The 13,991-nt window shown below is 45.9% G+C and carries 11 protein-coding genes and 1 pseudogene; 4 read left to right on the forward strand and 8 right to left on the reverse strand.

Going from position 1 to position 13,991, the window contains the following annotated elements; translation table 11 throughout:
- Window positions 1–64: 64 nt before the first annotated feature.
- Together AC51G0_RS25220 and AC51G0_RS25225 are read right to left on the reverse strand one after the other, a co-directional pair.
- Entirely contained in the window at window positions 65–1,639 is a 1,575-nt protein-coding gene (locus tag AC51G0_RS25220; RefSeq protein WP_496302318.1) for a hypothetical protein, read from the reverse strand.
- A gap of 192 nt (window positions 1,640–1,831) precedes the next feature.
- Window positions 1,832–3,283: a hypothetical protein gene (locus AC51G0_RS25225; protein ID WP_496302319.1), complete on the reverse strand. Its 1,452-nt coding sequence runs from the start codon at window positions 3,281–3,283 to the stop codon at window positions 1,832–1,834.
- Between the two features lie 314 nt (window positions 3,284–3,597).
- Between AC51G0_RS25225 and AC51G0_RS25230 the strand changes: the two genes are divergently transcribed.
- On the forward strand, window positions 3,598–4,482 hold the full coding sequence (locus AC51G0_RS25230) for a radical SAM protein (RefSeq protein WP_496302320.1): 885 nt from the start codon (window positions 3,598–3,600) through the stop codon (window positions 4,480–4,482).
- A gap of 14 nt (window positions 4,483–4,496) precedes the next feature.
- Here AC51G0_RS25230 and AC51G0_RS25235 read toward each other — a convergent pair whose 3' ends face one another.
- Window positions 4,497–5,315, reverse strand: coding sequence for an AraC family transcriptional regulator (locus AC51G0_RS25235; RefSeq protein WP_496302321.1), 819 nt, complete (start codon window positions 5,313–5,315; stop codon window positions 4,497–4,499).
- A gap of 10 nt (window positions 5,316–5,325) precedes the next feature.
- Complete coding sequence (locus AC51G0_RS25240; RefSeq protein WP_496302322.1) at window positions 5,326–5,931, reverse strand: LysE family translocator; 606 nt, start codon at window positions 5,929–5,931, stop codon at window positions 5,326–5,328.
- A gap of 244 nt (window positions 5,932–6,175) precedes the next feature.
- Here AC51G0_RS25240 and AC51G0_RS25245 point away from each other — a divergent pair, with 244 nt between their 5' ends.
- Together AC51G0_RS25245 and AC51G0_RS25250 are read left to right on the forward strand one after the other, a co-directional pair.
- On the forward strand, window positions 6,176–6,919 hold the full coding sequence (locus AC51G0_RS25245) for a helix-turn-helix transcriptional regulator (protein ID WP_496302324.1): 744 nt from the start codon (window positions 6,176–6,178) through the stop codon (window positions 6,917–6,919).
- Between the two features lie 69 nt (window positions 6,920–6,988).
- Window positions 6,989–7,729 (forward strand): transglutaminase-like domain-containing protein, encoded by a 741-nt coding sequence (locus tag AC51G0_RS25250; RefSeq protein WP_496302325.1) that lies wholly within the window; start codon window positions 6,989–6,991, stop codon window positions 7,727–7,729.
- A 383-nt stretch (window positions 7,730–8,112) separates the two neighbouring features.
- Here the strand turns inward: AC51G0_RS25250 and AC51G0_RS25255 are convergent, their stop codons facing one another.
- Together AC51G0_RS25255 and AC51G0_RS25260 are read right to left on the reverse strand one after the other, a co-directional pair.
- Entirely contained in the window at window positions 8,113–8,997 is an 885-nt protein-coding gene (locus AC51G0_RS25255) for an SMP-30/gluconolactonase/LRE family protein (protein ID WP_496302326.1), read from the reverse strand.
- 15 nt (window positions 8,998–9,012) lie between these two features.
- Entirely contained in the window at window positions 9,013–9,627 is a 615-nt protein-coding gene (locus AC51G0_RS25260) for a short chain dehydrogenase (RefSeq protein WP_496302327.1), read from the reverse strand.
- 99 nt (window positions 9,628–9,726) lie between these two features.
- Here AC51G0_RS25260 and AC51G0_RS25265 point away from each other — a divergent pair.
- Window positions 9,727–10,612: pseudogene (locus AC51G0_RS25265) on the forward strand (LysR family transcriptional regulator).
- Window positions 10,613–10,975: 363 nt separating this feature from the next.
- Here AC51G0_RS25265 and AC51G0_RS25270 read toward each other — a convergent pair.
- A complete protein-coding gene (locus AC51G0_RS25270; protein ID WP_496302328.1) occupies window positions 10,976–11,374 on the reverse strand; it encodes a hypothetical protein in 399 nt (132 codons plus the stop codon).
- 99 nt (window positions 11,375–11,473) lie between these two features.
- Window positions 11,474–13,933: a glycogen/starch/alpha-glucan phosphorylase gene (locus AC51G0_RS25275; RefSeq protein ID WP_496302329.1), complete on the reverse strand. Its 2,460-nt coding sequence runs from the start codon at window positions 13,931–13,933 to the stop codon at window positions 11,474–11,476.
- Between the last annotated feature and the right edge of the window lie 58 nt (window positions 13,934–13,991).

Raw genomic sequence — 13,991 nt, forward strand, 5'->3', positions numbered from 1 at the left:
ATCCAGATAGGGGCGTACGGAGCCGCAGTCACACGGCTCCATACCAGTTATGAGAATGGCTGGGTTATGGAATGAGAAGGGTTGGTTTTGCTTCGTAGGAGAGGGCAAAATCAATCTCCCAGCTCATACCGTTCATATTGAGGCGGCCATCAGGAAGTCCGTCTAACCCAGGCTGGCCGGTATCAGCCACTTCCCACTGCTGGGTACGAGGGGAGGTTAGGTTGCTAAAATTGTCGCCTTGGCTGCCGTCGTCCAAGGTATAGATATAGCGCTTGTCATTAAATCTGGCTGCACCATACACCCTGACGCTATGCCCCCCCATCCACTCGCCGTTAATGTCATACCAGCTGAACAATATAGAGACGGCCCGACCTTGAACTAGCTCGTTGAACATCCATTCCCAGGTGGGGTTTAGCCCTTCCCGTTGGGAGGTATTGTCGCCCATCAGTACGAGGCCGTTATCACAACCCGCACCGCTGCCTAGTGTGATTTCACCACTACCTTGGTGACGGAATTCAGAGGCATCAAAGGTACCTGATACGTCGTCAGCCAGATAACCAAATAGCCCTTGGACCAGTCCGCAAAACGAGGTATAGCTACCGGTATCAAGGTTGATTACACCAACCCGCCGGCCGTAGCGATCGATATTGGCAACTAGGCTGTTCTCTGGCTCCGGTACCCAGATTATTACATCGCCTGCAGAGCTGACTTTCCCTATACCACGAATATGAGGCTGCGGCACACGCCAGGCAAGAGGGAGGTTGTCATACCTGTCTTCCAGGTACTGCAGGGCATTGGCATGGGCCATCGGTATACACTGGTTACGACCAGCATCTAAGTTAGGTTGGTCAGATTGAAAAACCTGAATAGGAAACAGTATGTCACTGGGCAGTGTCGGCGCCGGGATCACTGGCTGCGGTGGCCGGCCCAATGCCAGTAAGCTGGGGATCGTTGAAGATACAGGGCTAATACGGCCATCAACATGGCCTGCTCCTTCGGCATTAACAATGGTGTTGGCTACGATGAAGCTTCTTGGCACGAAGCGGTTTGCCAGCAGGGCAATATCTTCAATTGTTGGTAATGGCTGAGGTGAAAAGAGCACGGTTGCGCGCAGCCGGTCTATTCTGCCCTGGCCGTCTTGCCCTGGACGTAGGTCGAAGTAAATAGTCGAATCGGGCTGGGCTGAGTTTCTTTTCTTGGAGCCATCTCTGAGGTAAGAGGAATGAAAATTATATTGTAAATCTAGCCAATCAGTAACAGGCTTTAAATTGATTGAAGTGCGGTCGCTGATAGCTGACTGTCCTGCCGGGACAAAGTGATTATCGATAATCCAATCAGCGATGTTTCCGGAGCTTTCGGTATAGATAAAGACGTTGATATAGCCGGGGCCAAGAGGCTTGCCACTACTGTTTCTCAGTTGACTTGGCCTGACCCGGAGCTGACCCCAGTCGCTATTGGTGATAGTTCCTATTTCGAGTTCAAAGGTAACCTGTTCGAAGTTGATCGCGCCGGAGCTGGCATAAAGCTGAGTGACAGGTAGCTGATCAACAGAAGGGGAGTGATTATACGCTGCGCTCACTAATGTGGGGGCAAATAGTGGTAACAATAAGATAAATATTACACCCTGGATGATTTTCATGGCCGTACTCTCTGAATCAATCAGTACTTCTGGTAAAAAGCCCAGAAGCCATACAATGTTTGTATAAACCGTTTTCAGAACGGAGCACATTCCTTTGAAAAAGCTCTAATGAGTATAGTTAGGCTGGCTTGCCGACAATTTGTGATCCCGAAAAATACCCAGTAGGGAGTAGCGAACACTTCTGCGAAATAGCTACGGGCGCAAGAACAGGTCTTCTAACACAAAGGCGTCATCAAAGTGCCTTTCACCAATAAAGGCAATGGCATGGTGGCCGACTTGACGCATTGTCCCCGGCGATTTAACACCAAATGGCCATAAATACAGGCTTTCTAATCGTTGGCTGGCCATCAACATACCTTGTTCATCAAATAGGCTTTTGTTCTGTCCTGTCGGGGTTGGCAGGCTACGTAACTGGTTATCATTGAGTGTGGCTAACTGGCGGGCCTGCGTGTTGTGATGGTTCCAGTCTACCCCCTTAATCATATGCTCACCGTTAGACAAGGTGATGCGTAACGAGTTTGCATTTCGCCTTGGGCTCACATGCATACTAATCGGGGCTTCAATCTCGGTGTTCCTTACTGCAAATTTCAGCTGCTGATTTAGGGCGAACACCATATGGTAGCAGCCGCAGTGATGAATACTGTCGAGAATGTAGGGCTGCCCTTGATGGTCTAAAGTCAGCCGGAACAGAACCCCATCGAATTGTCCTGCATAGGGATCCCAAGCAGATTTGGCCGTTCGGTTAGCAAACCAGAGGCTGTAGTTAAGCTGGAGTAAAATCTGGCCATGGAACCGGGTAAAGCTATGACTAACATAGAGGGTAGGCTTATTGGTTATCACACTAGGTTGGCCATTTTGGCGGTACTCTAACTGTCCTGGTTTATCGTCTAGCGATACCGATTCAATGAGAAATCTCGGTGCATGAAAATCGGATAAGCGGGTTATTTGCTCATCTGTCAGCAACGGCCAGCCCAGGTTGGATTTTCCCTTTGCCTGTTTGAACCAGGTGCGTATTTCTTGTTGGATAAGTGCTGGTTTGTCGGCCGTCTCATAGGTGACGCTATAGTCATGCAACGGCTCGATAAAATCACTGATCATCCGTTTTTTCTCTGAGTCGATGGCGGGGGTAGCCAGTGGTTTGCTAATGGGATACAGGCCGACTACACGTTGCCAGCTTTGATAGTCAGAAGGGATCACAGGAGGAAATTGCCGTAGCTGACGCCAGAAATTATCGTCATTGAGTCCTGCATGGGTGAGCTGCTGGGCACAGTTCTCCTGGCTTTCAAATTTTACCGGGTGTTTGTCGGGTAAGTTCTGATATTCAACTTTTCGCTGAATTGCGGCCTGCTGGGCGACATAATCTAGCCACTGTGCTTTGCTTTGGGGCGAATTCAGGTTTTGTAGCAGCGATAGGCTAAAACGATCAAAGGCCAGGTGAGGATAGCGGGGCACCCACAAGAGTTGTGCATCTTGTATTCCTTGTTGCTGCACGGTCCGCTTGAAATCAACCAGCTGGAATGCACAATTTTGTAATGATGGCGGGTAATGTTCAAGCTGATTTGAGACTGTTTTGGGTATTGGCTCGGGCAGGTTAGTGCACGAAACGATAGCAAAACAGGTGACGAGTAGAGCCAATAAACGCATAGAGTGAACCTAAAGACTTATCTCTGTATTAGTTTAACCATGGTACAGCTCTATTGGCATCATTGTTGTGTGCGGCAGTTCATATTAAGGGTAAAAAAGCCGGGGTCTGGCCGTAAAAATCGATCTCAGTGACAGCTTTGCCAGTTGTATTGTCGAAAATACCCAAGCTTTCAAATTCGTCGTCATAGCTGACTTCTGGCCATAGACTGTTTCCTTGCTAGGTAGGCGAGGGTCAGAAAGAGCTTGCTTGACTTCTTGGGGCAAAAAAGACGATAACATTCAGCTAAAGGCTACTTATAACTGGGAATACCTTGATGCTTGATTATATCGAACCTGTATTTCGTCCCCCTTCTGAGTGGAAATCACTGATACTGCAAGTGACCAATGGCTGTAGCCATAATCGCTGTACGTTCTGCGATATGTATACCCAGCCGCAGAAGAAATTTCGCCCGAAAAAACCAGATGTGATCGAGCTGGAGTTGCAAGCTATTGCTGCATCGGGTGCTCGCGTACACCGGGTTTTTCTTGCCGATGGTGATGCAATGACATTGCCGTTTCACCGTTTGAAGCAAATCTGCGAGTTGATTAACCGTTACTTGCCCGGAGTGCAGCGGATATCCAGTTACTGCCTGCCACGCAACCTGACCAATAAGACCACCGAGCAGCTAGCAGAATTGCGCCAGTTGGGGCTAAGCCTGATGTATGTCGGCTGTGAAAGTGGTGACGACGAGGTCTTGGAAAAAGTGCAGAAGGGCGAGACGTTTGAATCCTCGCTGGTGGCCTTGAATAAGATCAAAGCCGCTGGCATGAAAAGTTCGGTAATGATCCTCAATGGCCTAGGTGGGCCGGGATTGAGCAAACAGCATGCCCTCCAATCTGCTCGGCTGATGAATGCAGCGCAGCCTGACTACCTATCGACGCTGGTAGTGTCGTTCCCGCTTGGCGAGGAACGTTTTGCCGCAGGATTTAATGGCCAGTTTCGCCAGTTGACTCAGCCAGAGCTATTTCAGGAAATGCAGTGGTTGTTAGAGAGCCTGGAGCTGGAAAAAACGGTGTTTCGCTCCGATCATGCGTCGAACTACTTGGTTTTGAAAGGTATCTTAGGGCGTGACAAAGACAAGTTGTTGCAGCAGGTTAATCTGGCGATTAACCACCCGGATGTGATGCCCTTGCGTCAGGAGTGGCAGCGCGGCCTGTAGTCGTCAAAAAAGAGTTAAACAAAAAACGATTGGTACTGCTTAGGTGTCACCGCGACTCGTTTTTTGAAATGCCGCTGGAAGTGAGCCTGATCGGCAAAACCGAGCTGAGTTGAGGTATCTGCCAATGTATTGCCGTCTTTTAGCAAGGCCCTGGCCTTTTTGATCCTGGCATCGAGCTGTAGGGCATGGGGCGATAAACCATATGTTTGGTTAAACTTGCGAATAAGATGATAACGGCTCAGGCCAGCCTCTTTTGCTAACTCATCCAATGCCAGGTTGCTATCGAGTTGGTCCAATAGCATTTCTCGTACCCGGTTAACATGCGGTATAGGGAGTTTTTCCCGTCCGGAGCTGGCACTTGATGCCTGCCCGAAGCAGCTTTCCAGATAGAGGATCAACTGGCTTTCGGCAACAAGTGGATCCGGCTCGCTAATGAGTGCCTCATACAGGGTGTTGAACTGCTGGTACAACCTGGGAGTCGTTTCGTAGAGGTTTTCAAAGGGGTGGTAGTCGGTGCCTTCACTGCCACGCATTTCGGCCTGAAGCTGCCCAATCCAGCCGGTATCCACAAATAACATCCTGTAAGACCATTTTCCAGCATCCGGGTTGCAGGAATGAATATCCCCGGGATTTATCGTGACAGTGTGGGTGCTGGCTATGCGGTTTGTCTTTTTCTGATTGATATATTGGGCCGAGCCATTATCAATCACACCGAAAGAAAACTCATCATGGGAGTGGGAGTGATAACAAGCAGATGATTGAGAGGCTTGCCGGATCTCAACCCAGGGCAAACTTTCACATTGTGTCAGAAAAACAGTGTCATCTTGTTTCATACTTCTTTCCCTAGTACCCCAACAACATACTCATGACCGTTCCACTCAATAGTGTTCCCATCATGATATTAAAGGTGGTTTGCCTTCTGGCTGTTGATAGGTAACGTCCAATGTAATCTCCCGTTGCTGCCCATACCGAAATCCCCACGAAGCAGGCTACAAATGAGATGGCAGTTAAGCTGAATAAATATAGCATTGTAGGGGAGTGATTTAATACAAATAGGCTCACGCCTGACATAGCCACTAGCCATGCTTTGGGGTTTAGCAGTTGTGATAAAGCACCTTCAGTAAAGGTCGGCGGAGTTGTATTCTTTTCGCAGGCTTGGCTTCCTATGCCTGTGGCGGTGGCAATTTTGAAACCCATGTAAAGTAAGAACGTTCCTCCAAGCAGCTTAAGAGCCCAAATGATATCGGGCAGGATTGTTGAGACTTGCTCCAGTCCTAGCCCGCATAGGCAGACAATCAGTGCATAAGCGAGTGTCGCTCCGGATACATGGGAGAGTGCCTTCTGGTAGCCAAACTGAGCGCCTGTACTGGCCGCTATGATATTAACAGGGCCTGGTGAAACCGCACCGACCAAGGCAAAGACTAGCATTGAGAATAAAGCTGACAACATAATGTGCACCGATGATGAGAAAGAGCCCATTAGATTAAGTCGAGACGGGTAAATGGTATTGAACGAAATTGCGCTAGTGGTTACCGGTTAGGTTTTCCAGTCACGGAATCGTGGGTCTTATATCTCTTATCTCGACGACACTTCACTCGCACACTGCTTCCCCTTGCTGTTTCTAGTACAATCAAAATAGGCAAATACAGTCGAATACTTGAACAAAATGCAACTTTTAGAGAGATGAGAAGTGATGACGTCTAATGTTTGGATCAAGGCTGGTATAGTGATTATATATGGTTCATCTATAGATGCATCTCCTCATCGTCACCATGCGATTCAGCTAGCTTGGCCTAGAAGTGGCTATAGCTGCAAACTAGATAATGATGAAATATCGACACCTGTCATTATTGATTCTAACATCGAGCATCAGCTACAAATTGATGAAGGTTGGATCTTGTTGGTCGAGCCCACTAGCGAATTAGGAGTGGCATTATCCAAGAAGTTGGCGGGGCAACCTTCAAAAGTCTTCAAAGCTCCTTCACCCACTTTTAAACATATAGAACACACTGATGATCTGACTGTATTACTTTCCCCATTATTTGAAGGTTTAGATCTTTCAAACCGATTTCCTCTCATCAATGAAAGTCAGATCACGGATCATCGCATTAAGAAGTTACTGCATGAACTTAACCAATGCTTAGATGGGAAGTGCCTTAAACCTAGCAATTGGCGGGCATCTGATGTTGCTCAAAAACTTGCTCTATCGGAAAGCCGTTTTCTTCACTTATTTAGCAAAGAGCTTGGCATTCCTTGGCGACCATACCTGCTGTGGTGCCGAATGATTTGTGCTGTAAGAGCAATACTAAATGGAGAGGCTGCGACAGATGCCGCTCACATGGCAGGGTTTTCTGATAGCGCGCATTTAAGTCGAACTTTTCGAAAGACATTTGGAATGACGATTCGCCAAGCAAACGCTATTTTTCTAAAACGTTAGCCAGTTTATTCAAGTTTTGCTACGGAGCATTGGTTACTCTTTTCATGTATTCGATGAAAGGAGTTTCCCATGAGCGAGCTATCAAAAGATTATCTACAAGAAACATCAATGTTGGATTTCATGCATCCACATATCCAAAGCCTGGTTGAGAAAAAAGAGTGGAAAAAACTGTCTCAGTACGACGCTATTGGTGCAATTTACAATTATGTCCGTGATGAAATCCATTTTGGTTATAACGCAGATGACCGTTTAGCAGCCAGCCAAGTATTAAGAGATGGTTACGGGCAATGTAACACCAAAGGAACGTTATTAATGGCGCTACTTCGCGCTGTAGGTATTGCTACACGTTTTCACGGCTTTACCATTTATAACGAGTTACAGCGGGGGGCAATTCCTAACTACTTATTTATGTTCGCGCCAGATCGCATCATCCATAGCTGGGTGGAAGTTTACCAAGGTGGAAGGTGGGTCAACTTGGAAGGCTATATCTTAGATGCCGATTACTTAAAGCAAGTTCAAAGTCGATTTGCCGAACAAAGTGAATCGTTTTCAGGCTACGCAATTGCAACCAAGTGCTTGTCTAATCCTAATGTTGACTGGAAAGGGCAAGATACCTATATACAAAGTGAAGGGATTGCTGATGACTTTGGCGTATTCACTCAGCCAGAAGATTTTTACTCAAGCCACGGTAGTAACCTTTCAGGCCTTAAAAAAAATCTGTTTCGCTATGTGCTTCGCCATTTAATGAACTTAAATGTGAATAAAATCCGCTCAAATGGCGTCGGTAAAAAGGTTAAAGCTAGAACATAAAATCTTGTTTAATATTTATGCTAGGTATTAAGCTTTCATAAACCAATCTGTCAGCTAAGAATCAGGATGTGACCTAAGCAGACAGGTGTTTTCGCAGATCCTATCAAGAAATTGCCCCAAAGCAATTTACGTTTCAATATCGATACACATTCTTGCTTACCTTTTCGGAATATTTTTACTAATGCAGTAATATTATGCGCGTTTATAACTGTCTCATTGAGGAAGGGGATTGATGTTACTGGTGAGATCATCACTATAAAAAAAAGAGCTCCCTTTTTCTTTGATTAATTGTACTGATATTAATCAAAGGAGGTAACTCTCTTATTATCTAATTGAAGCAACAGATCTAGTCTGACAAGTTGCACATCAATTAATAATGGTTGTTATTTCATCTGGAATAATAACACTTTATTGTATGCAGTCACCATTAATAGGTCTTGGTGCTTGCCGCCAATTTCGAGGTTACTGATATGGCCTGCATCGATTGTAATGTAGTCAAGCTGGTGACCCTCTTTGTCGAAAACACCGATACCGCCTGGCCCGGCTATATAAACATTACCTTTCTGATCAACCTCAACTCCGTCAGCCATGGGCTCTGTTGCAGAAGGTGCATTAACCTTAGCAAAAGGGGTCTTATTGCTAATTGCTTGACCGTTTACGTTAAAACGGTATACCCAGCCATCCGAGGTATCAGCAACGTATAAGTATGATTCGTCAGGAGAGAATGCAATACCATTGGGTAATTTCAGATCCCCGGAAACCATTTGAAATACGCCATCTAAGTAACGATAAATGCCTCTGACTGGTTGCTCTTCTTCCGCTTTTTGCGGGCCATATCCTTGAATGCCGAACGGAGGATCGGTAAACCAAACACTTCCATCGCTTTTGACAGTCACGTCATTCGGGCTATTTAAAGGTTTACCGTTGTATGTTGCAGCAGCGATCACTTTTTCGCCGTTATCTTGTACGTATGACAGTTTTCTGTCATGACGTGCCGCCCAAAGATTTCCCTTTGGATCGATAGCGAGACCATTAGCATAGCCAGAGTTTTCATCAAAGACGCTCAGTGTGCCTTTCAAGTCATATGAATATGTCTTGTTGTTTGGTATATCGCTAAATAGGAAGCGCTGGTGCTTCGCCTCCCACACAGGACCTTCAACAAACCCGAAAGAATCACCGACAAGGATCGGATCGTCTTTCACAACCGAGCCAGCTGAAGCGTTAATGGAGAAGGCCGTTAAAGCGGCCATAAACATGACTTTTTTCATCTTAAATTCCTCTTGCTAACTCAGTTGCCTGCGGAAGGCCTTAATTGTCTGTCCTGATTCAGTGCCTAATGCAGAGCGGATATAGGATTTGGCGACATCCTTTGCATCGATAGCGTGGAATCCAGGGAAATAATCACCGTATATATCCAGTGATTCGGTGACTACAGTTGGGCTTACAACATTGATGCGTATACCTCGTGGCAACTCGTTCGATACCGCTTTGGCGAAATGTTGTATTGCACCGTTGAGTGTTGCTGCACTTGTTCCATAGGCAATTGGATAATCAGCCATAATGCCGCTTGTCAAAGTGATGCTGCCGTTATCATTCAGGTATTCGGCACCAATTTGGGTTAAGTTCACTTGCCCCATAAGACGGCTGTTAATGCCAACATCCCATTCTTCACGTGATAGATTGGCAAAAGCGTTGAAGGCGACATCACCAGTAGCACAGATGATTGCGTCCAGCTGGCCTATTGAATCAAGTGCCGATCGGATTGAGGCGGGGTTGGTAATGTTAATCTGCACATCGCCACTTCCTTTGCCTGCTTTAACAATTTCGTGTGTTGTAGCTAACGCTTCGACAACTTCACGACCAATTGTGCCTGATGCACCAATTACGAGAATTTTCATCGTTCACTCCTTTCTGTTTACATTTTGTATATTAGTTGGTTGTGTTTGTCGAAAAAACAACAGAAAATGAGCTCATTGTTTACTAAATGGTGCCAATTGATGAATCTAACTTATTTGCAGACCTTCTTTGTGGTAGCCGAAGAACGTAGTTTCACTAAAGCCGCAGAGGTACTCGATGTGTCTAAAGGCCTGGTGTCTCGCCATGTTCAGAGGCTTGAGGAGGCATTGAACTCCCGGTTGTTCCATCGGACTACCCGTTCGATCAACCTTACCGAAGTGGGGGAAGAGTTATATACAAAAGCGAAGCAAATTCAGTTACTGGCCACCGAGGCGAAAGGATATTACGCAGGAAGTCAGTGGTGACCTGAAAATTACAGCGCCAATTGAGTTTGGCCGAGCGCTTTGTCGGCATGTGATCCCATCTTTTAGAAAGCAATACCCGAAGGTAGATTTAGTCCTAGATTTTGGCCCCATAAAGAAGAAAATTGAGTCGGGGGATTTTGATGTTGCTTTTAGGGCTTATGATGAATTACCAAACGATGTTATTGCCAAAGATCTGGGCTTCATCCGAAATGTACTGGTTTGCAGCGCTGATTACGCAAAAGGGAATAGACTGGCTGCTATCGAAGATATTCATCAATGCACTTTCATTATTAACAGTCAAAATGAGCGCTGGAATCAACTGGAACTGATCAGTGAAAAACAAAAGTATAATGTTGAAGTGACAGGGAACCTTCACTCAAATACTTATAATTCAATATTAGAGTTAGCGAGAAAGGGGATGGGGGTCGCAAGCTTGCCGTATTATCAAGTTGAAGATCATCTCGAGAATGGTGAACTTGTTCATGTTTTCCCTGAATGGTCAGTGAAAGCTCATAAACTGAGTCTCATATATGCACAAAGGCGAGTAACACCCAAGAAGCTGGTTACTTTTAATCTTGTGGTAACACGATGGCTGACGTCTAACAACTTATACATGATATGAGATTGGATATTTATATAGATTGTGTCCACGGTATTTAGTAGGTAGGTGAGAAGTTCAGAACCTGCAATAGTTCAATAAACGCTTTCTTTCAGAGGTGAGCTGAAGTGAATAATAAGAGCCAAGGCTTCTGGGGGTAACATATTGGGAAGATGAACACCCTAGAAATCATGCGGTCGCGAACCAACGAATTCATGGCTGTAATCAACAGTGGAAATCCCTCGTTGTCGATGAGATTATGATGCATAAGTAGCAAAATCTGAATTGATCAACAAAGCCGATTGTAGCAGATAGTTCAGTCATAGCCTTATCATGCTTATATTTTGAGGGGGCATTCAGTTCCTTAGAAACTATCTATAATAAAAGTCAAATAGTTATATTAACTTGTGTTTCTTGTTCAAAAATATGGCCAAAGAAAGTATCAAAATTGAAACGAACTCTCTTACCTATATAATTGGATGAAATCTTATTGTCTATAACTCGTGAGCTTACTTCTTCTTTAGCAATCTTAAATTTTAGCAACTGAACACCATTATATTCATCCAATGAAGTTAACAGTCCGTTGCAAATATTAAATTCGTCAGTGTCATCAGCAAGAGATATAAATTCTGGTCGAATGCCGAACTGTACTTTATGGTTAATAAAGGTATTTAACTTTTCTTGATGAGATTCAGGTATAAATAAGTGAGTGCCATCCTCAAGCTCAATAATGATGTCATGATCAATCCGTCGAATTGTTGAAGAAATTAGATTAATATTTTCCATAGTCATTTCATCGTTCTCTTCAATAGCGGCCTTGCGGCCGCTACGATGTTAGGGTTTTGCTGATATCAATTCAGACTCTAAATCACCAAAGGGGGTGAATTAACGCGTTACTGCTTCGAGTTTCCATATGTTATTGGCGTAGTCTCGAATACTACGGTCTGAGCTGAACTTGCTCATCAATGCTGTATTTAGAATTGCTTTGCGTGCCCAGTTTTTCTGGTCACGGTATTCAGCATCGATTTTCTCGTGAGTTTTCACGTAGTCGTCAAAGTCAGCCAGTACCAGGTATGGGTCACCGCCGTCCAGCAGGTTGTGGCGAATTGCCGCTAGCTGGCCAGGGTTGCCTGGTGTGAACTCATCAGTTTCCAATAGATCCAGTGCTGCGCGCAGTAAGCTATCAGCTTGGTAATAACAGTAAGGGTCGTAGCCCTCTTGTTTTAGTTTTTGCACTTCATCAACCTGCAAGCCGAAGATGAAGATATTTTCATCGCCAACTTCTTCGCGCATTTCCACGTTTGCGCCATCCATGGTACCGATTGTCAGGGCACCGTTCAGGGCAAACTTCATGTTACCGGTACCAGATGCTTCTTTACCCGCAGTAGAGATTTGCTCGGATACATCGGCAGCAGGGAACAGGATTTCTGCAAGGCTTACGCGATAGTCAGGAATAAATACAACCTTCAGCTTACCGCCAAGACGAGGGTCATTGTTCACCTTGTCAGCAATCTTGTTGATAGCGAAGATGATGTCTTTCGCCAGTGCGTAACCTGGTGCTGCTTTCGCGCCAAAGAAGAACACACGAGGATGCATATCGAATGTCGGATCATTGATCAGGCGGTGGTACAGCGACAGAATGTGAAGCATGTTCAGGTGCTGACGCTTGTACTCGTGCAGACGCTTGATTTGGATGTCGAAGATAGCATTGGTATCCAGCTCGATACCCATGTTCTCTTCAACCCAGTCAGCCAAACGCTGCTTGTTTTCTTTTTTCACTGCCATGTAGCGCTTCTGGAACGCCTTGTCGTCTGCGAATTTCTCAAGACCGGCAACCTTATCCAGATCTTTTGGCCAGTCACCACCCACTTTCTCGCTGATCAGTGCAGAAAGACCAGGGTTACAGTATTTGATCCAACGACGTGGGGTTACACCATTCGTTACGTTCTGTAGACGACCTGGGTACAGTTCGTTGAATTCAGGGAACAGGTCGCGCTTAACCAGTTCAGAGTGAAGAGCCGCGACACCGTTAACGGCATACGTACTTACAACACATAGGTTAGCCATGCGAACCATACGTTGCGGGCCTTCCTCAATGATAGATAGCTTGCGCTTCACTTCATTGTTGCCTGGCCATGTCTCTTCCACCAACGTCATGAAGCGATGGTTAATTTCGAAGATGATTTCCATGTGGCGTGGCAACATCTGAGAAATCAGTGCTTCACTCCACGTTTCCAATGCTTCTGGAAGTAGCGTGTGGTTAGTGTAGGCAAATGTCTTAGAAGAAATTTCCCACGCAGCATCCCAACCTAGCTTGTATTCATCAATCAGAATACGCATCAGCTCAGGGATGGCGATAGTTGGGTGAGTATCGTTAAGCTGAATAGTTTCCAGTTTCGCCAGATCTTCAATCTTGTTACCTGCACCGATATGACGGCGTAGGATATCGGCTACAGAACATGCACAGTGGAAGTACTGCTGCATCAGACGCAGGGCTTTACCCTGATCATGGTTGTCATTCGGGTAAAGAACCTTAGTAACGTTACCAGCTTCAAGTGCTGAGTACTGAGCGCCAACATAGTCACCGTCGTTGAAACGCGCCAGGTTGAAAGGTGCATTAGAACGGCATTCCCACAGGCGAAGCGGGTACACGCTTTTGTTGTCATAACCGACAATCGGCAGATCCCAGGCTACGCCTTCTACGGTCATGGCTGGAACCCAGCGACGGCATTCATGGCCGTTTTCATCGGTATAAGTTTCAACATGACCGTACAGGTTTACAGTTTGGTTCAGTTCAGGGCGAACCACTTCCCAAGGATAGCCTTCAAGGCCACGCCATGCGTCAGGGGCTTCTACCTGATGGCCATCTTCAAATGATTGACGGAACAGACCGTACTCATAATGCAGGCCGTAACCTACAGCAGGGTATTCTTGTGCCGCTAGAGAGTCCATAAAACATGCCGCCAGACGGCCAAGACCACCATTGCCAAGGGCTGGATCACGCTCTTCTTCAAGCAGGTCAGTCAGGCTGTGGCCCATTTCTTTCATTGCATCAGCAACGTCCTCATACAGACCCATGCTGATCAGGTTGTTGCCTGTCAGACGACCAATCAAAAATTCAAGAGACAGGTAGTTAACGCTACGCACTTTCTCTTCAGCCAGCTGCTGTTCCGTTTCTAGCAAATTACCGGTTGTAATTTCAGCCAATGCACGCCCCATTGCCAGATACCAGCTGCGTGATGTCGCTGTTGCAGACGTATTCGCGTAAGTCGTAGTAAGGTGCTTTTCTACAGCCGCTTTGAAAGCTGTCTTATCAAATTGTTGTGTCTGACTATTGGTAGTCATGGTTCAATATCTCTCTAGGATTATTTCCAACTGGTGACCATGTTGCCTTCGTTTAGCT

The organism is Photobacterium sp. HL06 (assembly GCF_059552575.1).